The organism is Nonomuraea sp. bgisy101 (assembly GCF_057708945.1).
In genome coordinates this window covers 370,857-394,315 of record NZ_JBYITD010000004.1, presented here as the reverse complement: position 1 = coordinate 394,315, position 23,459 = coordinate 370,857, and the positions used below count along the sequence as shown (strand labels likewise).

The window sequence follows — 23,459 nt, the reverse complement described above, 5'->3', positions numbered from 1 at the left end:
GTATGAGCGGCTTCTGTCCAGAACCCAGCACCGAGGTCCTCGACGTGCGCAACTGGGTCCACGCATTCGCCCGCGACGTCATCCGTCCCGCCGGCGCCGAATGGGACGAACGCGAAGAGACCCCCTGGCCCGTCATCCAGGAAGCCGCCAAGATCGGCCTGTACTCCCTCGACTTCTTCGCCACCCAATGGTTCGAGCAGAGCGGCCTGGCCCTGCCCGTGGCGTTCGAGGAGATCTTCTGGGGCGACGCGGGCATCGGACTGTCCATCGTCGGCACCGGACTGGCCGCCGCCGCCGTCTCCTCCGGCGGTACCCAGGAGCAGGTGGGGGAGTGGCTGCCCCAGATGTTCGGTACGGAGAACGACGTCAAGCTCGGTGCCTACTGCGCCTCCGAGCCCGACGCCGGATCCGACGTCGGCGCCATCCGCACGCGTGCCGTACAGGACCCTTCCGGAGACTGGATCCTGAACGGCGTCAAGACCTGGGCCACCAACGGCGGCATCGCCGACGTGCACGTGGTCGTCGCCTCCATCGACCCGGCGCTCGGCACCCGCGGCCAGGCGTCGTTCGTCGTCCCGCCGGGCACGCCCGGCCTGTCGATGGGGCAGAAGTTCCGCAAGCACGGCATTCGCGCCTCGCACACCGCCGAGGTCGTCCTCGACAACGTCCGTCTGCCCGCCTCGTGCCTGCTCGGCGGCCAGGACAAGCTCGACGCCCGCCTGGCACGCGTCCGCAGCGGCGAGCGAGCCGGGGAACAGGCGGCCATGCGCACCTTCGAGACGACCCGCCCGTCCGTCGCCGCCATGGCCGTCGGGATCGCCCGCGCCGGCTACGAGTACGCCCGCGACTACGCCCGAGAGCGCGAGCAGTTCGGCCGCAAGATCGGCGAGAACCAGGCGATCGCTTTCCTGCTCGCGGACATGGCGACCAGGGTGGACATCGCCCGGCTGCTGACGTGGCGCGCGGCGTGGATGGCCAGGAACGGCCGGCAGTTCGAACGCGCCGAGGGCTCGATGTGCAAACTGGTGGCGGGCGAGACGGCGGTGTGGGTGACCGAACAGGCGATCCAGGTCCTCGGTGGTGCGGGATACACACGCGAGCACCCGGTGGAGCGTTTCCACCGCGACGCCAAGATCTACACCATCTTCGAGGGCACGTCGGAGATCCAGCGTCTGATCATCGGCCGCGCCGTCACCGGCCTGCCCGTGCGGTGAGAACTTCGCAGGTCAGAGGGAGAGCGTGGCCGTCGGAAAGGTGTCGCGCCACGCCTCCTCTCGCCGACGGATCATCAGGCGTCAGACCTCAGTTCTGTCTCAGTTCTGCCTCAGGCGGCTCCGGGCCGGCGAGATCCAGGATGCCTTGGAGGACAAGAAGCGCCGTGATCGTGGTTGAGGCTTCGTACCGGTCAGACGGCTCGGCAAGGAACTCCCGCACCTCTGACGGCTTGATCGACCCCACCTTGCGCTCGCCGAACGCGACGTGGAGCCGGGTGCAACGACTCATAGCGGATGACGGAGGCGCTGGGTCGATGCTGGCGCGGGAGGCCAGCCAACGCTGTCCATGGGCGTCGAACTGGGCGTTGCCGGCCGCCGGGTCGATGCACTCGCCCCGCGTGGGATTCGGTTAATCAGTCCGAGGGCGGCAGTTCGTCCCAACAAGGCAAGTCGGGGGCGTTTACATGTTACGTGGTGACGCGGGGGACGATCTGCGAGATGCGCTGGTGTGACAGGCCCAGCACGCTGCCGATGTCGCGGGTGGTCCAACCCTGGTCGATGAGGGCGCGGGCGGCGTTGCGGACGGCGTCGCGCTCGGCCTGTTCGGCGTAGATGCGTGCGAGGCGAGCGGCTTTGACGTTCTTCAGCGCGTCTGCTGCTTCCGGGTCGGCGGGGGTGAAGTAAAAGCCGACGGTGTCGGGGTCGGGGTTGAGCTGGTCGGCGACCACGCGCTCGCCCACAGGCTGATTGACCGCTGGGGCACTCGGTACGAGCGCGACTGGACCTGGCAGTTCGTGGCCTGGCAATGGGGTCTCATCGCCGCCGAACTCGGCCGCCCCGGCCCTGAGTCGATGCTGGCGGAGCTGCTGCCGATCAGCGACCAGCTGGTGACGCTGGGCACCGGGTGCGTGTCATGGGGATCGATGCACGACGTGGTGGCCATGCTGCTACGGGCGACGGGGGACGTCGCGGGGGCGCGCCTGCATGCTCGCGCGGCCGTGGAGACGCACCGGCGACTGGGCCTGTCACACCTGGAACGCCGCAGTGGGACTGTCCTGCACCAGCTGGACGCCTTGTGCCATCGAGGCCGGCCAACGCGCTGAGCCCGAAGTCGCATGCCCGCTCGACAGCCGCTCGCCGTCGCGCGGCAGAGCTGGGAGCCGGCGGAGTTCGGATCGGATCAGGACAGGGACAGGCCGGCGGCATCGCTGGTGATCGTGTGTTCGACACCGTTGAAGAGGACTCCCGACAGCGTGGCGGTGATTCCCCGCGGAACCGCGGCGTCCTTCAGGCGAGGGCCGGTGCCGTCCGGGGTGTAGCCGAACAGATCACTGATGACGACGTCGGCGAACTTGCCGCCGCACAGGTTGTTGAAGACCTGCAGGCTGTCAGGTGATGCCAGGACGGCGGAGGAGCCGTCGTCGGGCGTTCCATCGCCGGCCCGGAGCTGCTGAGCCTGGAGTTGGTGGGCCTGGAGTTGGTGGGCCTGACCGAAGGGACCACGGCGGGTCACATTGGAGAATCTCCGCAGCAGCGCGAGGAAAGCGGGATAGTCGCCGAAGCGCGCGAAGGTCTGGGCGGTCAGCGCGGGCCAGGAATCGAACGCGCCCTCGGTGCCGTGGTCGGCACGGTCGACCGGCGCCAGGGCGTCGTCGCGGGACAGCGCGCGCATCCAGCCCCCGGCCAGGAGTTCGGTGGCCACGAAGTCCTTCATGGCGGTCTTCTGCTCGACGGTCAGCGACGGGGCGAGCAGATTCCCCGCGATCACGAAGTCCACGACGGTCCGCACCGGCACGAGGGTGCCGTCCGCGTGCCGGCAACTCCACACCCCGCCGTTCCGGCTGTCGTAGAGCTCGAAGACGTCGGCGAGGAGGACGTCCGCCTCGCCTGTGAGGACGTCCGCGGTCTCGGGATCGCCGACCCGGCCACACAGGTCCGCGACCTCCCGCATCATCCACACGTTGGCCGCGTTGAACGACGGCACCTGGTTGACGTAGTTCGGCAGGACTTCCAGAAGGTTGTGGTCCGCTCCGTAGTCGGCCAGGGACTGTCCCGTCCGCACGAGCTTCCGCCAGTGTGTGGCGATGCCTTTCAGCTGGGGCAGGACCGTGCTGATCTCCTCGTCGGCGACACCGCTGTAGTTGACGTAGTTGAGGATCGTCGTGAAGACAGTGAGGTCGTTGGCGCTGTACCACGGGCCGACCAGTCCGCCCTGGACGCAGTCCACGGCGTATCCGTCGTGGATCCCCTGGGTGAGCCAGTACATGGTCTGGGCTTTCATCACGGTGGGATCGAGCAGGGCTAGGACGACTGAGCAGTAGGAGGTGTCCCAGAAGTAGGTGACGGTGTTCGCCCACTCGGGAGCACCGGTGACGTAGACGCGGTCGAAGCCGTTGAAGCCGCCCGGCACCCGGCCCAGGACGTCGTTGAAGTCGGCGCCGAGATTGGTGCGCTCGCAGGCCAGGACCGACAGGACGCTCATGTAGTACAGCCGGCTGACGGCGTCGTCGTCAGTGGTCAGGACCGGCAGGGACCCCGAGTAGTGGGTGTTGCCGGGGGTGAAGGCGTCCTGCCAACGCTTCTCCCACCCTGCGCGGACGGCGTCGAACGCCTGCTGGAACGATCCGGCGGTGGCATCGGCGTCGGCTAGGACGCCGACGCCGTCGGATACGGATGTCAGCGGGCTGCCGGTCGAGGTTTCGCCGAACGCCACGACGATGTCGATCGTCACGGTCCGCCCCGGCTCGACTTGCCATTCGGCGGTACCGCCGGCTCGCGCCGCGGTGAGGAGGGAGGGCGCGGGAGTGAGCGCCAGCACGGTCACCGCGGGGCTGCTCCCGTCGGAGATCACCAGGTTCGGACGGGCGAGCCGGGCTGTGAAGACGTGGCCGTCGGGGCGCGGCGGTTCCCAGTCCCACCCAGCGGTCGCTTTGGCGATCCGCGGATCGAGCCCGACCGACACGGTGGCCGCCGCCGGTGCCGTCGCGGGGTTCGCCGCCGTGAACCGGAGCAGCAGGCGATCGGCTTCGAAGGCGAGCCGGGCCGAGGTCAGGATCTCGACGCCGGCCGGCGTGATGGCCCTGCGCGTGATCTCGTAGGCGGACCACCGGTACTCGTCGGCCGGGACGGGAACGCCGTCCACGGCCAACGCGCACCAGTCGCCGCCGTCGTCCAGATACGGCGCGAGAGTGAGGTTGCGAACCGCAAGCACGTTGTCCGCAGCTCCGACCCCGCCCCAGAAGTTGCTGGTCGCTGGGAGGTGAGCCACTCCCCGGCGCGGCAGCCATTCGCTCGCGAGCGTGTCCAGGCTCGGTGGTGTCTGCGGCACAGGACTCTCTTTACTCCTCGGTGATGCCCAGATCCGACGAACCGCGCAGTTCGACCGCGTTCGTCGCCGAGCCGTGCAGCTCCAGCACGACGAGCTCGTTGCGCCCGGAACGCAGCACCGGCGCGGGGACGTACAGCGTCGCCTGCGGTCCGCGCGACCAGTACCTGCCGAGCGCGAAGCCGTTGATCCAGACGTGGCCCTTGGTCCAGCCGTCGGTCGCCAGGAACGCGTCCGCGGGTTCGTCGATCTCGAACTCGCCCCGGTGGAACGCGGGACCGACCCGAGCCGCCGACGCGGAGAATCGCAGACCTGATTCCCAGCCGCTCTCCTCGAGCGGAAGCGCGGTCGTGATCCACGTGTCCAGGGCCGCGCCGTTGACGGTGACGTCGCCGATCAGACCCTTGCGATCGTGGATTCCCTGACCGTAGTTCACCCGTCCCAGGTTCTCGACCAGCAGCTCCAGTACGGCCCCTGCCCGCGGTGCGACGAACGACATCGCGTGCTCGTGGTTCTCGCGCTCCAGCACGCCGACCGGTTGGCCGTCGATGAACACCTGGGCGCGATCCCGTACGTCCTCGACGCGCAGCACGGCCGGACCCGCGTCAGGCAGCGAGGCCCGGTAGAGCACGAAGCCGAACGACTGGCCGATCTCCTCCATCGACAGCGGTCGGGACGCCTCGACGCCCGACCCGAAGAGCTCCGCGTGCTCGAACAATCCGGCGGACTCCGTTAGCGGAACCCGGACCGGAGCGAGCTTGCTGCCCGGCGCGGGAATCGGCTCGTCCGGCACCGGCGCGTAGCGAGCGATCACCTCACGGAACGCCGCGTACTTGGCGGCCGGATCGCCCGCCTCGTCCAGCGGCGCGTCGTAGTCGTACGACGTGACCGTCGGCCGATACGTGCCTTTGTCGTTGGCGCCGTTGCTGAATCCGAAGTTGGTCCCGCCGTGGAACATGTAGATGTTCACCGACGCGCCGGCCGCGAGGAGACGGTCGAGGTCAGCTGCGGCGTCCTGTGTACTGCGGCCCTTGTGTACCGCACCCCAGCGGTCGAACCAGCCGATCCAGAACTCCGAACACATCAGCGGCCCCGTCGGCTGGATCTCGCGCAATGCGGCCAGGCCGGCGTCCACACGGCTGCCGAAGTTGACGGTGCGCAACACGCCGTCCAGACCGCCGCGCGCCAGATCAGCGGGCTGATCGCAGGTGAACAGAGGAACGTCGACGCCGCCGTCGCGCAGCAGCTTCGCGATGTGCTTCAGGTAATCGGTGTCGGAACCGTAGGCACCGTATTCGTTCTCCACCTGTACGGCCAGCACCGGACCGCCACGGCTGCCGAGGTACGGCGAGATCAGTGGCAGCAGGGCGTCGAAGTACTCTTCGACAGCCGCGAGGAAGACAGGATCGCAGCTGCGCATCGCGATTCCCTCTTGCGCCAGCAGCCATGACGGCAGGCCGCCGCCTTCCCACTCGGCGCAGATGTACGGGCCTGGGCGGACGAGGACCCTCAGCCCCTCCGCCGCGGCCAGTTCCAGGAAGCGAGTCAGGTCGAGGATTCCGTTTGTGCGGAATTCGCCGCGCCGGGGCGCGTGCAGGTTCCATGGGACGTAGGTCTCGACCGTGTTCAGCCCCATCAGGCGTGCTTTGCGCAGCCGGTCGGCCCACTGGTCGGGGTGGATCCGGAAGTAGTGGATCCCGCCGGAGATGATGCGGAACGGCTCGCCGTCGAGGCGGAATCCGTCCTCGACGATGTCCAGTCCAGGCATGCCTGTGGTGCTCCTCGCATGGTTGCTTCGAGTTCTTGGGGGCCGTCCAGATCAGACGGGCACGCCCTGGTCGTTCCACTTCCGAGTGATCGTTCTAACCCTTGAGGCCACTGGTGGCGATGCCTTCGACGATGTAGCGCTGTGCGACCAGGAACATGACGACGAGCGGCGCGATGGTCAGGACGGCTCCGGCGAACAGTCCCGGAAGGTTGATGGTCTGGGCGGTGAGGAAGTTCGAGAGCGTGATCTGTGCCGTCCACGATCCTGGGTCCTGTCCGATGACCAGCGGCCACAGGAAGGCGTTCCAGCTGTCGATGAACGCCAGCGCTCCGAGTGAGGCCAGCATCGCGGCGGAGCTGGGAAGCGCGATCCGCCGGTAGAGCCCGAACCAGCCGAGGCCGTCCAGGCGGCCGGCTTCTTCAAGTTCCCTGGGGAAGCGCAGGTAGAAGTTGCGGAACAGCAGTACCGCGAAGGGGTTGAACAGGCCGGGCACGATGATGCCCCACAACGTGTTCACCCCGCCGAGTGACCCTACGACGACGAACGTCGGGACGAATGTCGCCGAGCCCGGAATCATGAGGGTGCCGACGACGAACGCCAGCAGGAGTCCGCGCCCTGGCACAGGAAGCCGCGCGAAGGCGTATCCGGCCGCCGAGGCGAACAGCGTCGAGAGCGGCGCGGTGATCGCCGCGACGATCAGTGAGTTTCTCAGGCCGTCTGCCATCGGGACACTCGGGTCGGTGAACAGGGAGGTGAAGTTGTCCCAGTGCATGGAGGACGGCCACCATACCCAGTGTGGTGATGTGATCTCCCGGGAGTCCATCAGGGAGTTGCGGAGCATGAGGTAGAACGGCGTCAGGAAGATCAGGGTGACCACGCCGATGAGCGCGCTGCGGGCCGTTACCCGCAGCGTGCGGGTCAGTGGGTGCACGGTTGTCACTCCTCGCTCTTGCCGAAGCCGGTGATTCGGCCCTGGATCAACGTCACGGCCACGATGAGGCCGGTGAGCACGAATGCGCCCGCCGATCCGAGGCCGTAGTTCTGGGCCTGCATCGCCACGTCGTAGAGGTAGACCAGGGGTGGTCGGACAGCTGTCGCGGCGCCGCTGGTGGCCCCTCCTCCTCCGGTGAACAGGTTGTAGAACTCGTCGAACGCCTGGAACGCGGCGATGAACAGCAGCATGAGGACCGCGACCGAGGTGTTGCGCAACATCGGCAGCGTGATCCGGCGCAAGAGGCGCCAGCCGCTCGCGCCGTCGAGTGAGGCCGCCTCGTAGACTTCGCGGGGGATGCCCTGGAGTCCGGCCAGGAAGAGGATCATGAAGAATCCGACCTGGAGCCACAGCCGTAGGGTGACGATCACGACCCAGTACAGCGGCGGACTCTGCGTCTGGAGCCACGGTGTCGCGCTCATGCCGAACCAGTCGCCGATCGTGTTGGCGACGCCGCCTGGAAGGCCGTTGAACAGGGACATCTTCCACAGCAGCGACGCCGCCACATACGACACCGCCGCCGGGATCAGGAAGCTGGTCCTGAACAGGGCTCTGCCCCGCCGGATGCGGTGGACCAGCAGGGCCAGGCCGAGCGAGGCGGCGAACGTCACCGGCACGATGAACAGGGTGAACAGCAGGATCTGGGTGATGGATTCCCGGAAGTCGGGGTCGCCGAGGAGTTGGGAGTAGTTGGCGAACCCGACCCAGTCGCCCAGGGAGATCGTACGGTCCGCCTTGGAGAAGCTGAGCAGGAAGCTCCAGCCGATGGCGAAGTACTTGAAGATCCCGATCCCGAGCAGGACCGGGGCGGTCATCAGGGCGAAGACGCCCACGGCCCGCCAGTCGGTGCGCCTGCGTCGGGCCATCGTCGAGGCGGTGCCCCGCGACCGGGTCGCGGGACTCCCTGAGCCCGTCGGCGGCAGCGTCGCCTTCGGTGCCGTGTTCATCAGACCTTCTGCTTGTCGATCTCGGGCTGGGCCTTCTCGGCAGCGGCGGTCAGCAGGGCCGCGACATCACCCTGCCCGGTCATCGCCTTGGCGGCTGCGGTGTCGAACACGCTGCTGACCGCGCTGGACCAGGTGTTCGGGTTCGACTTGCCGTACTTGGCGGCCAGGTCCACGGCGTCCTTGGCGCTACCGGCCCGCAGCTTGTCGGCCGTGGCTGCGACGGTCTTGCGCGGGGGGACGTGGAGGCCGTAGCTCTCGTTGAAGTCCTTCTGCAGGTCGGTCTGCGAGATCCACAGCCACTGCACGTACTTCTTCGCGGCCTCGACGTTCTTGCCCTTCGCGTTGACCAGGCTGGCCCAGCCACCGATGCGGACCACGGGATTGCCGCCGGCCTTCAGTGCGGGCCACGGGGCCACACCGAAGTCGTCGCCGAGAGCCTTCTGCATGTCCGGCATCGACCACAGGCCGCCCCACTGCATCGCGGCAGCGTTCTGGGTCAGGGCCGCGGCGTCCCACCAGTCGGTGGTGAAGCCGAGCAGCAGCGACTTGTCGTCGTGCAGCCGCTTGACGGCGGTCACAGCCTCGATGGCCTGCGGGGAGGCGAAGGCGGCCTTGCCGTCGGCGATCAGTTCGCCGCCGTTGGACCAGATCGCGTTGGCGGGCGCGTTGCCGACGCCGTCGTTGCCGACGAACAGGCCCTTGGCGTCCTTGGTAGTGAGCGCCTTGGCCGCGTCGGCGAGCTCGGCGAGGGTGGTCGGAACCTTGATACCGGCCTTGTCCAGGACGCTCTTGCGGTAGTAGAGCATCATGACGTCGTCGACCTGCTTGATGCCGTAGATCTTGCCGCCGGCGCTGAGGTAGTCGAGATTGGTGGTGCTGAAGTCCGACTTGGTGTCGCCGTACAGGTCGTCGAGCGCGGCGATCTGGCCGCTCTGGATCAGTCCGGTGTTGAAGTCGCCGACCTCGAACACGTCGGGCGCGTCGGCGGTCAGCAGCGTCGAGTTCAGCTTCGTCCCGTAGTCGCCGGGAATCCAGGTGACCTTGACGGCGATGTCAGGGTTGGCCTTGGTGAAGGCGGCGGCGTAGCGGGTCACGGCCTGCTGCGTCCCGGCCTCGCCGTAGGCGTGGTACCAGACGTTCAGGGTGGTCTTCGCGGCGCTGGTGGCGGTGCCGCCCATCGGGTTGCTGCTGCACCCGGTGACGGCACCGGCGACGAACAGTAGCGAGCCTCCGAGGAATCCTCGTCGGCTAAGATCTGCGTTGCGTGTGCTCATTTCGCGTCCTTTCTTCGACTGGGGGGAATCGGGCGCGGCGGAAATGGCTCGCCCCAGCCGGTGTCTTCCGGAGATTGCTTGCAGGCAGTAGAGGACACCGGTCAGGGCCGTGCTGCTTACGCGCGATGGGTCAGAGCGCGCGCGTGGTGGGTGCGGACCTGTGGGAACAGGGCCCTGAGGCTGACCGCGGCGGCGCCGCGGGCCCACTCCTCGAACGGGAGCGGACGGATGAAGACCGGAGCCTGAGCGGCGGCTCCGAAAGCGTGCGCCGCGAACGACGCCCAGATGCGCTCCTCGAACAGGTCGTAGGTGTCGAGTCCTTCGCCGGAGACCACGATCCGCTCGGGGCCGGCGATGTTGACCATCGCCGCCACGGCGAGCCCGATGGCGGTGCCCGCCTTGGCGAAGACCTTCTTCACCGCCTCGTCGCCCGCGCGTGCCCGCTCCACGGCGCGTCCGAAGGTCATGTCGGCCTCACCGGACTCGGCCCGCGCCGCCGCCAGGATCGCTCCGGTGGTGGCGACGGTCTCGACGCAGCCCTGATTGCCGCAGCGGCAGGGTGCGCCGTCCGGATCGACGCAGATGTGTCCGATCTCCCCGGCCACGCCGAAGCCCCCGGTGAGGAGACGGCCGTCGACGACGATGCCGCAGCCGATGCCGGCCCCGACGGTGACGAGGGCGAACGAGTCGGTCCCCACCCCTTCGCCGAACCAGTGCTCGGCGACGGTGAGCGCCTTGACGTCGTTCTCGACGACGACGCTGAGCCCCGTCGCCTCGGCGGCGAGCTGTCCGATCGGGACGTCTCGCCAGCCGAACCTGGCCGACAGCCGGACCAGCCCACGGGCCCTGTCCACGTCCCCCGAGATGGCGATGCCGAGATTCCTGGTCCGCGCGCGGTAGTCGGGCCCGGCGTCCAGCAACTCGTCGACCAGGGCCGCCAGCTCGACGACCACCGCCTCGGGGCTGCGGTCAGGCAGCGGACGCCGTACGGACACCCGAACCTGAGCCCGAAGGTCGCAGAGGACTCCCACGATCTCGTCGACGAGGTCATCGGTGGTGACCTTCACGCCGACGAAGTACTCACGCTCAGCGGTGACGGCCAGGGGACTGACCGGACGGCCTGACCCCGGGGCAGTGCGCTCGGAGGCGAGCTCGTGCAGGTACCCGGCGTCGAGGAGCGGCCGCGCGGCCTTGGTGACGGCAGCCGACGACAGGTCGAGACGGCGCGCCATCTCCACCCGGCTGAGCGGGCCTTCTGTGAGCAAGAGGGCCAGGACGGCGGACGCGGCCGGCGTCGCCGCCAGCGTCTTGGCTGTCGGTTCTTGTAACACGGGTGAAACCTAGGAGGGAATCAATAACTTAGTCAAGTATTGAATCTCGACGCCTCGCGAATCTAAGCTCGGCACGCCGCCGCCCCTCCCCCGGAAAAGAGCGACCGCGTTGACGCTTCACATCGACTCGATCCAGAGCACCGATCTGTTCGTCGGATCGCAGGAGCATCCGCTCCAGGTTCTGCGTGTCACGGTTTCCGGCGTCCGGCCTGGCGCATCCGTCGAGATCTCGGTACGGGGCGGGGCCACGGGCACGTTGACCGCCGCGGGCTACTCGGGTCCGTTCGAGGTTCCTGTCGAATGTCAGGAGCCCGAGGGGGCCGAGATCGCCGTCTCGGTGAAGGTCGTGGCCGGCGACGAGCACGTCAGCCGCGATGCCGTGATGACCGTGGCCGAGGCGGGCTGGACGATGTTCATGGTCTCGCACTTCCACTACGACCCGGTGTGGTGGAACACCCAGGCCGGGTACACGGCCACATGGGACCAGGAGTCGCGGGGCGACTCCCAGCACACCGGCTTCGAGCTGGTACGGGCGCACCTGGACCTGGCCAGGCGCGACGCCGACTACTGCTTCGTCCTGGCCGAGGTCGACTACCTCAAGCCCTATTGGGACGCCTATCCCGAGGATCGCGCCACGATCCGCGCCCTGCTCGCCGAGGGCCGGCTGGAGCTGATGGGCGGGATGTACAACGAGCCGTCCACCAACCTGACCGGGGCCGAGAGCACCATTCGCAATGCCGTGTACGGGATCGGGTTCCAGAAGGACGTCGTCGGCGGCGATCCGGCCACGGCTTGGCAACTGGACGCGTTCGGGCACGATCCGCAGTTCCCCGGGCTGATGGCCGCGGCCGGTCTGACGTCGAGTTCCTGGGCTCGGGGGCCGTTCCATCAGTGGGGTCCGAACATGACGCTCGGCTCGCACGAGGCTCCCCAGGCGGAACTCGACGGCATGCAGTTCGCGAGCGAGTTCGACTGGGTTTCGCCCAGCGGGGACGCGCTGCTCACTCATTACATGGCCGCGCATTACAGCGCCGGCTGGTGGATGGACTCCTGCCCGACGCTCGAGGAGGCCGAAGCCGCCGTCCTGCGCTTGTTCCAGCAGATGAAGAAGGTGTCCGCAACCCGCAACACACTGCTGCCTGTCGGTACGGACTACACCCCGCCCAACAAGTGGGCGACCGCGATCCACCGGGACTGGAACGCGCGATACGTGTGGCCCCGGTTCATCTGTGCCCTGCCCCGAGACTTCTTCGCCGCGGTACGCGCTGAGCTGGAGGCGTCGGGGCGAAGGTTGTCGCCGCAGACCCGGGACATGAACCCGATCTACACCGGCAAAGACGTGTCCTACATCGACACGAAACTCGCCCAGCGCGCCACGGAGAACAAGCTCGTCGACGCCGAGAAGTTCGCCACCCTCGCCTGCCTGCTCGGCGACGCCGCCTACCCGGACGCCGCTCTGGACAAGGCCTGGCGCCAACTGGTCTACGGAGCGCATCACGACGCGATCACCGGATCGGAGTCCGATCAGGTCTACATCGACCTGCTGTCCGGGTGGCGCGAGGCATGGGATCTGGCTTCTGCGGTGCACGACCGCGCGTTGGAACACCTCGTGGGCCTGGTCGACACCTCCGGCGAGGGTGCGGCGGTGACCGTCTTCAACCCCAGCTCGTGGGCGCGGGACGACCTCGTACGCTTCACCGTCTCCGCGCCCTTCGCCGGGATCGTGGACGAAGGCGGACGGTCGATTCCCGTGGTGTGCGAACCGGATGCGGATCAGACGGTCGCGGTGACGTTCCTCGCCGAGTCAGTCCCGGCGCTCGGCTGCCGTACGTATCGTCTGACGCAGGACGGTGAGCCTTCCGCGTGGGTGCCGCGGCAGTCCACGACGATCGCCAACGAGTTCTGCGAACTGCGGGTCTCGCCCGCGTCGGGAGGGGCCGTCGAAAGCCTGGTCGAGCTGGCCAGCGGGCGGCAGCTGATCGCGCCAGGCGGCGTCGGCAACGAGATCGTGGTCTACGACGAGTACTCCGAGCACCCGGTCTTCCGCGAGGGGCCCTGGCACCTGCTGCCGACCGGGCACAGCGTGGGATCGGCAACGCGGCCGGCGGACGAGGTTCTGGTCGAGGACTGCGCGGTCGGCCAGCGGGTCACCGTTCGAGGCTCGGTCGGGACGGTCAGGTTCACCCAGCGGCTGACGCTGTGGCGAGGGCTGGACCGGCTCGACTGCGAGACTCACCTCGACGACTACACAGGAAGCGACGAACTGATCCGCCTGCGATGGCCGATGCCGGTCGAGGGCGGGCTGCCGGTGTCCGAGGTGGCCGACGCCGTGATCGGGCGAGGATTCGCTCATCCGGACGTCGACAGCGCCGCACAGCCGTGGACGCTGGACAACCCGGCGTACCAGTGGTTCGGGCTCAGCAGCACCGCCCGGATACGGCTGCTCGACGACGAGACGCTGGTCGGCACCCGCGCCATCGGCATCGCCGAGATCGTGGCCGCGGACGAGGCCGCGGCGACGGGCCTCGTCAGGGACCTGAGCGTCGCGCTCGTGCGATCCGGCGTCACCTCGACCTGCTCGGTGGCCGACGGCTACCGCTACGGCGCGCTGTCCTTCGACTCCAACCTGCCGGACGTACGCATCAGCGTCGGCGGCCCCGGCACCAACTCCTTCACCGCAACGGTCCTCGCCCAGGCAGACCCGGCCTACGCGGAAGAACTGCGCCGGCAGCTCGACACCACGGGCCGCGCCCTGGTCTGGGTCCCCGCGAGCAAGCCCCTCACCGAGGCCTGGATTCCCGGCGCGGACCTCACTGGCACCCTGGACCTGCCCGTCCTCATCATCGACGGGCCCGACCTCCCTGACGCCATCGCCCACGTCATCGCAGGACTACGCGACGCGCGCGTAGACGTCCGCCAGCCTGCGGCCCTGTCCGGAAACCCGGCGTTCGAGGACCGTACGGTCGCCCTCCTCAACCGGGGAATCCCCGGCTTCGCCGTCGACGTCAGCGGCCGACTCCACCTCTCACTCATGCGCTCGTGCACCGGCTGGCCGTCAGGAGTGTGGATCGACCCTCCCAAACGCACCGCGCCTGATGGCAGCGGCTTCCAGCTCCAGCACTGGACCCACTCCTTCGAGTACGCCCTCGTCACCGGACCTGGCGACTGGCGCCACACCGGCATCGTCGCCCGCGCCCACGACTACAACCACCCGCTGACCGCCGTGGTCTCGACCGGCGACCATCGGGGAGAACTCGCCGGCACCGGGTCGCTGCTCAGCGTCGAGCCGTCCACGGTCGTCCTCACCGCGCTCAAAGCCGCAGGCAACCCGCTGGCCACCGGCCGGGCGGGCGGCTCCGATCCGGCCTCCGGCATCGTGGCGCGGGTGTACGAAGCGCATGGCCGGGACACCGAACTGCGGATCGACCTCCCGGTCCCTGTGCGGTCGGCGTCACGCAGCGACCTCAACGAAGCCCAGGGAACCGACCTCGGAATCGAGCAGGGGACATCCGTATCGACCACGATCGGCGCCAACGCCGTCGAGACGCTGCTGATGGTCCCTTCTGCGGCTCCGGCACACAGTGCGCACACCTCACTCGGCCACGCGACGGAAACCGTCCAGCCGGTCTGCAGCCGATACTGGCTGCACAACAAGGGCCCGGCACCTCTGGGCAACCAACCGGTAAGCGTCCACCTGACGGCCACGGGCAACGCCGCCTTGCGAGTCACGGTCGCCTCGGACGTCATGGATCGCGCGGTCGAGGCGCGGCTCCGGTTGATCGCGCCCGAGGGCTGGCAGGTCGATCCGTCCGACCGCCCATGCTGGCTCGAGCCCGGCGGCTGGACCGGGATAGACATCACCGCGACGCCGCCCAAGAACGACGCAGGACCCGGCCCGCACCCGATCCGGGCACTGCTCGCATACGACGGGCAGACCTACGAGGACGTCGTGTTCGTGGACGGCCACGGCGAACCCGCGCCGTCGAACCGCGACCGGCTCCGGATCGAGCTGAATCAAGACAGCCTGACGCTCGCCGCAGGCGGCAGGGCCTCGCTGTCCGCGACCCTGCACAACGATGCCTCGTTCGAGATCCGCGGCGAGTGCCAGGCCATCAGCCCGTGGGGCACCTGGTCGGCGGTCACGCCCGCCATCCAGGAGTTCGTCATTCCCCCACTGGGCCACAGCGAGGTCCGGATCGACGTCACAGCCCCCGGCGACGCCCGCGGCGGGCAATGGTGGCTCGTCCTCAAGACGATGTGGTTCGGCCATGTGAACTACTCGCCGGCCGCCGAGATAGTCATCGAGACGAAGCCGTGACCGCGGCCGACCAGCACCACCGGCACGGCGGACATCACGCCGGAAGCCACGAGATCGCGGCCCACCTCAGAACCGGCGTGATCACGGCCGGCGAAGTCGACGCGCGGGTGGCCGAGCTGCGACGCGGCCCGCGTGCCGCCCTGCTCCCCGCGCCCGCCACCGCCGAAGGCCGCCAGCTGCGGCGGTGGACCGCGCAGGTCCTGGTCACAGAACGTCTGCTGCACGACGAGGCCCGACGCCACGGACTGTCAGCCCCGCCCGACGCGCCCCGTCGCCTGCCCCCGTCTGCACGCATCGACCTGGGAAGCGTGCTGGCGGCCGTCCTCGCCACGTCCCCGCCGGCCTGGGCGACGTACGACCTGGTGACCGCCGACGTCACCGTCTCCGACGCGGCCGTGCACGACTACCGCGACCGGCTGCACGGATCCGGGGCGGATATTCCGCGACGCTGGGTCGTCCACAGGCACCGCGGCCGGCGGATCAACAACGGAAAGCCCTACCTGCTCGCCGCGAACGAGGTCCCACCCCAGATCGCCGAAGCAGTCTTCGCCGGACAAACCAACGACAAGATCAGCCCATCACCCGACCACTGGTTCGAACTCGGTGAAATCCAGGCCGCCGACGACACCTCCGCCGCCCCCGCCCTGAGGGCGATCCGAGACGCGCTCACCCACGCCGAGCGGCGACGGGTCTTCGCGCTGTGGACGAGCGCGCAGATTGCGGACCACGTCCGCCTGATGCCGGGCTTCGAACACCCTGCGGACATCCATCAGCCCGACAGCACCCACCACCACTGACCTGATCGATCAGGAATCGAGGATCCATCCAGCCAATGGTTCATCTCGATCTCGAGCCCGCCGCCCGCCATCGACCCCTGCCAAGACCCCTCCTGACCCACCTGCTCGCCACCGGCGCCCCAAGGTCGAGCGGATCCCCCTCCACCCCGTGACGTCGCGGTCCTCGCGCGTCACTCCCCCCACCCGAGGTGCCCTCATGAGAATCAGAGCACTCTTAGCCGTATTCGCCACCGCTCTCAGCGGCCTGGCCGTCGTACCCGATCCCGCGTCCGCCGCCGAGCCGACCCCCCTCGCCGTGTCCTGGGAGGGACCGCTCAGCACCCGGGGCCGCTACATCGTGGACGCCACCGGCAACCGGTTCAAGCTGCGGTCCGGCAACTGGCACGGCGCCAGCGGCACCTGGACCGGCAGCGGCGACGACGAGGACCCCGCCAACAACTACGCCTCGGAGACCTCCCACCGGGTCCCGCTCGGCCTGGACCGCGTCCCGATGAGCAAGCTGATCGCGGACTTCCGCGCGCTCGGCGTCAACAGCATCCGGCTGCCGTTCTCCAACGCGATGATCAACGACACGCGGCCCGTCACCGACGCCGGCGTGGCGGCCAACCCGCCACTGCGCGGCCTCACCCCGCTCCAGGTCTACGACAAGGTCGTCGAGGCACTCACCGCCGACGGGCTCGCCGTCATCCTCAACAACCACACGACCACCACCCGCTGGTGCTGCGGCGTCGACGGCAACGAACGGTGGAACAGCAGCCAGAGCACCCAGAAGTGGCTGGACGACTGGGTGTTCATGGCCCGGCGGTACCGGGCCAACAACCGGGTCGTCGGCGCCGACCTGCGCAACGAGGTGCGCAGGGACACCTGGGACAATCCCAACTGGGGCTGGGGCGACGACCACGACTGGGCCGCCGCCGCCCAGCGGGCCGGTGATCGCATCCTCGCCGAGGCCAACCCGGATCTGCTCATCATGATCGAGGGAATCAACTGGATGGGCATCCCGGTCGACGGACTCTGGCACGACAGACCGCTCCTCAAGCCGGTCAGCACGCTCTCGCAGACCCTCGTCCGCTCGCACAAACTGGTCTACGCCGCTCACTTCTACGGCTACACCGGCCCGCAGCACACCGGCGCCGACGGCCTCGGCGAGACCCACGACCCCCGCTACCGCGACCTGAGCCGCTCCGACCTGTTCGCGGTCATGCGCGACACCGCCACCTACGTGGCGACCACCCCGGACCGGCATTTCACCGCGCCCGTGTGGATCAGCGAGTTCGGCGTCGGCAAGTCCGCCACCGACAAGGACAAGGCCTGGTTCGCCAACATGGTCGACTTCCTCATCGACACCGACGTGGAGTTCGCGTACTGGCCGATGGTCGGCTTCCAGGAGAACGACCAGGGAAACACCTGGGGCCTCGTCCGGTACGCCGCCGACGGCGGGCTGCGCAGCGTGCACGACACCGACGACTGGCGGGGCGCGCACTGGCGTCGCCTGATCGCCGCCGCCGGGCACACCGGCCAGGTCACCCCGGTCCGCACCTGGTCCATGCTGCAGGCCATCCGCGACGACGCGAACCAGTCCGCGCGCATGCGGGCCCAGGGAGACTGGGACTCCGGCGCGCACAAACTGTCCTGCCCTGACGACCAGCGCCTGATCGGCATCAGCCAGAAGGGCCAGGGCGGCCTGTGCACAGACGCCGGAGTGGCGGACCTGTGGGCTTCCGGCCCGGCGACCGTGGTGACCAGCGAGAACGTCACGACTGACTGGGCGTCAGGGTTCACCAAGTACCAGTGCCCCGCGGGCCGGTTCATGATCGGCTACAGTCTGCGGGGGGACCGGGTGTCGGCCGTCCTCTGCGCTCCCGGGCGGGTGCCGCTCGCTGGCGCCGGACGGACGCTGTGGGACGACCGGGGCGACAGCCGTCCCCCCTCCGGTGAGGGTGGCGACTACGCTTCCGGCTACCACAAGGCGCAGTGCGCGTCCGACGAGTACGCCGCCGGGATCGCGTTCTCCTACAGTGCCGGACGCTACGGTACGCCGGACGCCCTGTACTGCCGGAAACTCTGAAAGGCCGCTGCCCCTTGTCCGCTCTTCCTCCCTCCCTGCGGGCGGCGCTGGCCCGGCCGGTGCCGCCCGGCGGGCTCGGTTCCCTCGAGCACGTCGTGTTCTTCATGCAGGAGAACCGCTCCTTCGACCACTATTTCGGGACACTGCGTGGCGTGCGCGGGTTCGGCGATCGCAACGCCATCACGCTGCCGGACGGCCGGTCGGTGTTCGACCAGTCCGAAGTGCTGCCCTACCCGGTGCGCGCCGGGATCGGCGGCCGGGACCTGACCGAGGGCGACCTCCAGTACGTGGAGGGCGTCGACCACGAGTGGGACACGGGGCAGCGGACCAGGGGCGGCGGCTGGCACGACGGCTGGATCGCGGGCAAGGGGCCAGGCGCGATGGTCCACTTCGACCGCCGCGACCTGCCATTCCAGTTCGAGCTGGCCGACGCCTTCACCCTGTGCGACGCCTACCACTGCTCGATGTTCGGGCCGACGAACCCCAACCGGCTCTACCACTGGTCCGGGACCGCGGGGACCGAGCCGTCAGGGCGGCGCACCACCGGCAACGACGCCTGCGAGGAGGACACCCACCCCGGCTACACCCACACGTCCTACCCGGAGAGGCTGACGGCGGCGGGCCGTACCTGGCAGGTCTACCAGGAGTGGGACAACTACCAGTGCAACTCGCTGGACTACTTCGTCTCCTTCAAGGAGGTCGCGCGCAGGGCCCTGGCGCACACCCCCCACCGGAGCCTGCACTCCTTCTACACCTCGCTCGCCCGGCTCCCCGAGGCCGGGCGGGAGGAGATGCTCGCGGCGTTGCGTAAGGGGGTCGCGGAGCTGTCCCCCGCCGACCTCGTCGCCTACGAGCGAGGGCTGTCCAGGGTCGAGCCGGGGCGGCTCGCCGCGTCCTTCCGCGCGGCCGTGGCCGAAGGACGGCTTCCGCAGGTCTCCTACATCGTCGCGCCGGAGGCGTACTCCGAGCACCCGGACCCGTCCAGCCCGGCCCACAGCGCCGACCTCGTCTACGACATCCTGGACGCGCTCGCCTCACACCCCTCAGTGTGGGAGCGGACCGCGCTCTTCCTCACCTTCGACGAGAACGACGGCTTCTACGACCACGTGCCGCCACCGCTGCCGCCGGAGGGCACCGAGGACGAGTTCATCGACGGGCTCCCGATCGGGCTCGGCTACCGGGTGCCGATGACGATCGTGTCGCCGTGGACGGCCGGCGGGCACGTCTGCTCGGAGGTGTTCGACCACACGTCCACGATCCGTTTCGTGGAACGCTGGCTCGGCGTCGCGGAGCCCAACATCACCCCGTGGCGCCGCCGTGTCGCCGGCGACCTCACCTCGGCCTTCGACTTCAACCCGCCCGCGCCCACCACGGAGGCGAACGCCGGGGCGGTCGGACCCGAGGTCGGCGCGGTCGGGGAAGTGCCGCAGGCCGGTGCAGGGGTGGTCGTGCCACCGTTCCGGGTGCGCTGGCCTGCCACACCGCCCGCAGTGGGGCGGCTCGCCACACAGGAGCCCGGCACCCGGCCGGCCCGGCCGCTGCCGTACCGGCCGGAGGCGTCCGCCGTCCTGGCAGGGGACGGGCTGAACGTCACCATGACCGACGTCGGGGAACGGGGCAGCCATTTCGCCCTCTACCCATACGCCGGGGAGTTCGAATTCCCGCGCCAGTACGACGTGCTCGGCACGCAGACCCTCACCGTCCCCGTCAAGAGCGGCGCCTACCGGCTGGTTCTCACCGGCCCGAACGGGTTCCGGCGCGAGTTCGCCGGGTCGGACGCGGGCGCGGCCGCCGCAGTGGCGGTGTCCTCCCGCGGTGACGGACACCTGCTCACGGTGACGATCGCCAACCCGGGCCCTGCCCGGTTGTCGTTCACGCTGGAAGCGCTTGAGTACGGCGCCGGTAGGAAGAACGCGGTGGTCACGCCCGGAGGACGGACAGTCCTCTGCTGGGACACCACGTCAGGCTGGTACGACCTGCGGCTGACCGTGGCCGAGGACCCGTCCTTTCACCGCCGGATCATGGGCCATCTCGAGGACGGCCGGATCAGTGTTTCCGGCTAGGCACCACGCGATCGTCATCTTGGGCTGTTGGCCTCTTCCCGTAGGTCAGGGCTGTCTTTCGACGCCAGTCCGGCGCCAGCACTGGTAACGAGGTTCTGACCTGGACTTCCAGGCTCGGCTCTCGTGCTGTTTCGACTTCTGTATCTGCTGGTGGTCAGCGTGTTCGGCTGGCTGGTGCTGCTCACCTGTTACCCGCTCGCCTTCGACTGCATCGCATCGTGACACCCGGCACGCCAGGTGTTGCCGTGCTGCACGCCCCACGGGACGCTGCAGGCGCCGCCGGGCGGGAGGCGAGGCAGAACGTCGTGCCGGTGGCGTCCTGGCCAGCCAGAGACGCCGGCGAACGGCGAGCCCCTCGGGCACGTCGTAGGGGCCGAGGATCGGACCCTTTCCAGCAGCGCTGCGGGCGTCGGCGATCCTGCGCGTGGCGGGCGCAGAGGCCCGCCAACGGGCGGCACCGCTGTGTGAGCCTGCCGGAGACACTCAGACGTTGTCCCAGATCCGGCCGTCGCCCAGCTCGACGGGGACACCGACGAGGGAGCCGTACTCCGTCCACGACCCGTCGTAGTTGCGTACCTCGGGCAGGCCGAGCAGCTCGTGCAGGACGAACCAGGTGTGCGCGGAGCGCTCGCCGATTCGGCAGTAGACGATCACCTGGCCCTCCGGCTCGCCATAGAGCGCGCGCAGCTCTTCCTGGGACCTGAACGTGCCGTCGGAAGCGCAGGCTCTGGACCAGGGAACGTTCGTGGCGGTGGGCACGTGTCCAGGCCGCTGCGCACCTTCCTGGGGCAGGTGGGCAGGGGCGAGCAGGCGGCCCGCGTACTCCTCGGGCGAGCGCACATCGATCAGCTTGACGCTGCCGACGCCCTTGATGACGTCTTCCCGCAACGCCCTGATGTCGGTGCGGGGCTCGTGGGCGAGGTAGACCGTAGGCCGGCGGGCAGGCTCATCGAGAGTGAGCGTCCTGCCGTCGAGCTCCCACTTCTTACGTCCGCCATCGAGCAGCCGGACGTCCGCGTGGCCGTAGATCGTGAAGTACCAGTAGGCGTAGGCCGCGAACCAGTTGCTGTTGCCCCCGTAGAGCACCACCGTGTGATCATTGGAGATGCCTTTTCTGGCCATCAGCCTTTCGAACCCGGCCTTGTCGACGAAGTCCCTCCGGACGGGATCCTGCAGGTCCGTGGTCCAAGTCAGGCGAACCGCTCCCGGCAGATGACCTCTGTCGTAGGCGGAGGTGTCCTCGTCCACTTCGACGAAGACCACCCGGGGGTCGCTCAGATGCGCCTGCGCCCAGTCAGCGTCCACCAGCGCTGTGTCCCTGCTCATTGGAAAGCCCTCTCTATCCGGACATTTGCTGGGTCCAGCGTGAAGCGGGCCGATTGACGCCGGATGACAGGGGCCGATGAACGGATCTCGGAGGCCGTCAATCAATCGTCAAGTTCGTGACTGCAGGACCAGGGGTCAACCACGTTCGGGCGGACTGCGGAACGCGGGCCGGCACGCCATCGAGTACGGCCTGCCGACCAGCGGCGACTCGTCACGCGGGATTCCATGCCGGCCACCGCCGACAGGGCGGAGGCCGCCTGGTCATCCGTCGAACCGGCCAGGTCGGCCACGGCATGGAACTCGACTGGCCAGAGCGGTCGCGATGCTTGACCACGCTCACGCTTGGTCAGCCGGAAAGGGCGCGCACCTCGTGGTCGGCGGCGCTTGACGCATTCGAGGGCGTCGGCGTGCCGAAGGCTGACGAGGTGCGCGCCCGGCTGACCGTCGGGTGAGCGCCCGGGGGCCGGCGCCCACCCGACGGTCAGGTCAGGACAGCTTCCACAGCTGTTGGTTGCCCGGCTTGTTGCAGTCGATCGCCCAGATGGGCCTGCCGCCGTTGTCGTCGACGGTCAGGCAGCCGCCTTGCGGGTAGCCATGGGTCATGTTGTAGACGTTCTTGATGCTGTACCAGCCGTCTCCTTCGGGGTCGATGAAACGCCACAGCTGGGTGGGGCCGTGGTGGACGCGTTTGTCCTCGACCCGCCAGTTGTTCGGGATGACTTCCAGGACGTTGCCGGTGGCGGGGACCTCGATTTCCCAGGTGCCGTCGCCCTTGTCCCACACGGTGCGTCTGCCGAGGGAGAAGCCGCCTTGTGCGGTGATGGTCAGCTGCTTGCCGTGCTCGAGACGGTTACCCGGGACGGGCTTGGAGCCGTCGCCGCCGCCGCCCTGGCATCCGTCCTCCAGGTCCTCATCCCCGCAGTCCGGCTTGTTCTCGACGCCGTAGGGGGCGAATGTCACACTGGTCTGCCAGTCGTTGCAGCCGCCGGCGCCGCAGGACCCGAGATAGTCGTCCTCTCTGACCTGGACGCCGTCGTCGGCGCGGTTGGCCGTCTCCGGCTCGATCCACTGGATCCGGTCGCGCTGGCCCTTACGCCCCTTGAGCGTGGCTTCGCCCTTCTCGAAGATGGCGATGCTGTAGGAGAACGTCTGCTGGGTGCCGTCCGCGCCGAGGTCGACCGTTTCCTGCTCGAGGATCGGCCTGCCGTCGGGGCAGTCGTCGCACCGCAGCTTGCTCAGGTCGACTCGGCTGTCGTCGGCGATGAGCACGTGGTATCCGAACGGGAGTTGGTCGTCGGCCCCTGGACTGTCGTTGTTCCAGACGTCGTCAAGGACCGCCCGCATGTACTCCCGGCGATCATTCGCCTTCTGGGCCTCGTTCTTGAAGTGCCGCACGATGGCCTTGATGAGCTCTTTGGCCAGTCGGCGGCCGATCTTGGCCACGACAACCGGCAGGATGCGCTGCTGAACTCCGGCATTGACCTGGGCCGTGGCGGCCTGTGCCGTACCCGCGGCTCCGAATACCAGGCTCGCGCCCACGATGATGCCGACGAGCGCGCCGGCGATGCTTCGTTTCACTTGTGTCCACTCCTCGAGAACGGGATCCTTCTCGCCGGAGAGTCCACAAGATTCGCCTTGACAGCTGATTACTCCGTGATAGGCGAGCAGGTCCGCGAAGTCGACACAACGTCTATCCGCAGTCCAAGGACGAGGCCGTGTTCACCACCCTGGCGGAGATCCTCCGCGCGCCGCGTCCCAACCGAAGCGAACATGGGCTCGCAATTCGGCGTGGGCAAAGCGCCGTTCCCGAGACCACTCGCCCGCCCGGCGCTGATGCCGGCGTCATGGACGCACGCGACCTACCCGTCGGCGAACTCGTGGCCGGCGTCGGCGTGATCCTGGAGGGACTGCTCGCCGTCTTCGCCGCCGGCGGACAGGCTGTGGAGCAGGCTGGATGCTTCCACCGATCCATGCCACCCGTATGACAAAGCGACCCGACCGGGGTGTCGCCTCGACAAGTACGGCCGCCGGATGGAA

16 protein-coding genes are annotated in these 23,459 nt (G+C 68.7%); 7 read left to right on the top strand and 9 right to left on the bottom strand.

The genetic code is table 11. The features are described from left to right. The first annotated feature begins 2 nt into the window (after positions 1–2). On the top strand, positions 3–1,214 hold the full coding sequence (locus tag AC3EO4_RS10280; protein ID WP_379582259.1) for an acyl-CoA dehydrogenase family protein: 1,212 nt from the start codon (positions 3–5) through the stop codon (positions 1,212–1,214). A 467-nt stretch (positions 1,215–1,681) separates the two neighbouring features. On the opposite strand, the gene AC3EO4_RS10275 is transcribed toward AC3EO4_RS10280, so the two are convergent. Then, positions 1,682–1,954 carry a hypothetical protein gene (locus AC3EO4_RS10275; protein ID WP_379582261.1) on the bottom strand — a complete coding sequence of 91 codons (273 nt, stop codon included), beginning with the start codon at positions 1,952–1,954 and terminating at the stop codon, positions 1,682–1,684. A 54-nt stretch (positions 1,955–2,008) separates the two neighbouring features. On the opposite strand from AC3EO4_RS10275, the gene AC3EO4_RS10270 reads away from it, so the two are divergent. Next, positions 2,009–2,317 carry a hypothetical protein gene (locus AC3EO4_RS10270; protein ID WP_431895033.1) on the top strand — a complete coding sequence of 103 codons (309 nt, stop codon included), beginning with the start codon at positions 2,009–2,011 and terminating at the stop codon, positions 2,315–2,317. A 77-nt stretch (positions 2,318–2,394) separates the two neighbouring features. Here AC3EO4_RS10270 and AC3EO4_RS10265 read toward each other — a convergent pair whose 3' ends face one another. The 6 genes from AC3EO4_RS10265 to AC3EO4_RS10240 all read right to left on the bottom strand — a co-directional run bounded on the left by AC3EO4_RS10265 (position 2,395) and on the right by AC3EO4_RS10240 (position 10,850). Further along, positions 2,395–4,542 carry a hypothetical protein gene (locus tag AC3EO4_RS10265; RefSeq protein ID WP_431895031.1) on the bottom strand — a complete coding sequence of 716 codons (2,148 nt, stop codon included), beginning with the start codon at positions 4,540–4,542 and terminating at the stop codon, positions 2,395–2,397. Between the two features lie 10 nt (positions 4,543–4,552). Further along, entirely contained in the window at positions 4,553–6,307 is a 1,755-nt protein-coding gene (locus tag AC3EO4_RS10260; protein WP_431895029.1) for a beta-galactosidase, read from the bottom strand. 94 nt (positions 6,308–6,401) lie between these two features. Beyond that, positions 6,402–7,238, bottom strand: a complete 837-nt coding sequence (locus AC3EO4_RS10255) for a carbohydrate ABC transporter permease (RefSeq protein WP_379582268.1) — start codon at positions 7,236–7,238, stop codon at positions 6,402–6,404. 5 nt (positions 7,239–7,243) lie between these two features. Then, positions 7,244–8,245 carry a carbohydrate ABC transporter permease gene (locus AC3EO4_RS10250; RefSeq protein ID WP_379582270.1) on the bottom strand — a complete coding sequence of 334 codons (1,002 nt, stop codon included), beginning with the start codon at positions 8,243–8,245 and terminating at the stop codon, positions 7,244–7,246. Next, positions 8,245–9,519, bottom strand: a complete 1,275-nt coding sequence (locus tag AC3EO4_RS10245; protein WP_431895027.1) for an ABC transporter substrate-binding protein — start codon at positions 9,517–9,519, stop codon at positions 8,245–8,247. The genes AC3EO4_RS10250 and AC3EO4_RS10245 overlap by 1 nt, the downstream gene beginning before the upstream one ends. Before the next feature lie 116 nt (positions 9,520–9,635). Beyond that, a complete protein-coding gene (locus tag AC3EO4_RS10240) occupies positions 9,636–10,850 on the bottom strand; it encodes an ROK family transcriptional regulator (RefSeq protein ID WP_379582274.1) in 1,215 nt (404 codons plus the stop codon). Positions 10,851–10,959: 109 nt separating this feature from the next. On the opposite strand from AC3EO4_RS10240, the gene AC3EO4_RS10235 reads away from it, so the two are divergent. The 4 genes from AC3EO4_RS10235 (at position 10,960) to AC3EO4_RS10220 (ending at position 20,096) form a co-directional block, all read left to right on the top strand. Next, the gene (locus AC3EO4_RS10235; RefSeq protein WP_431895026.1) at positions 10,960–15,168 is read left to right on the top strand and encodes a glycoside hydrolase family 38 N-terminal domain-containing protein; all 4,209 of its coding nucleotides are present in this window, start codon (positions 10,960–10,962) and stop codon (positions 15,166–15,168) included. Next, positions 15,165–15,965 (top strand): DUF7158 domain-containing protein, encoded by an 801-nt coding sequence (locus AC3EO4_RS10230; RefSeq protein WP_431895025.1) that lies wholly within the window; start codon positions 15,165–15,167, stop codon positions 15,963–15,965. Before AC3EO4_RS10235 ends, AC3EO4_RS10230 begins: the two co-directional genes overlap by 4 nt. Before the next feature lie 196 nt (positions 15,966–16,161). After that, the gene (locus tag AC3EO4_RS10225) at positions 16,162–18,033 is read left to right on the top strand and encodes a glycoside hydrolase family 5 protein (RefSeq protein ID WP_431895023.1); all 1,872 of its coding nucleotides are present in this window, start codon (positions 16,162–16,164) and stop codon (positions 18,031–18,033) included. Between the two features lie 14 nt (positions 18,034–18,047). Then, positions 18,048–20,096: a phosphocholine-specific phospholipase C gene (locus AC3EO4_RS10220; RefSeq protein WP_431895021.1), complete on the top strand. Its 2,049-nt coding sequence runs from the start codon at positions 18,048–18,050 to the stop codon at positions 20,094–20,096. Between the two features lie 483 nt (positions 20,097–20,579). Here AC3EO4_RS10220 and AC3EO4_RS10215 read toward each other — a convergent pair whose 3' ends face one another. After that, positions 20,580–21,422 carry a sulfurtransferase gene (locus AC3EO4_RS10215; RefSeq protein WP_431895019.1) on the bottom strand — a complete coding sequence of 281 codons (843 nt, stop codon included), beginning with the start codon at positions 21,420–21,422 and terminating at the stop codon, positions 20,580–20,582. A 293-nt stretch (positions 21,423–21,715) separates the two neighbouring features. Here AC3EO4_RS10215 and AC3EO4_RS10210 point away from each other — a divergent pair, with 293 nt between their 5' ends. Continuing rightward, positions 21,716–21,874: a hypothetical protein gene (locus AC3EO4_RS10210; protein WP_379580929.1), complete on the top strand. Its 159-nt coding sequence runs from the start codon at positions 21,716–21,718 to the stop codon at positions 21,872–21,874. Between the two features lie 34 nt (positions 21,875–21,908). On the opposite strand, the gene AC3EO4_RS10205 is transcribed toward AC3EO4_RS10210, so the two are convergent. Continuing rightward, positions 21,909–23,000 (bottom strand): RICIN domain-containing protein, encoded by a 1,092-nt coding sequence (locus AC3EO4_RS10205; RefSeq protein WP_431895017.1) that lies wholly within the window; start codon positions 22,998–23,000, stop codon positions 21,909–21,911. Between the last annotated feature and the right edge of the window lie 459 nt (positions 23,001–23,459).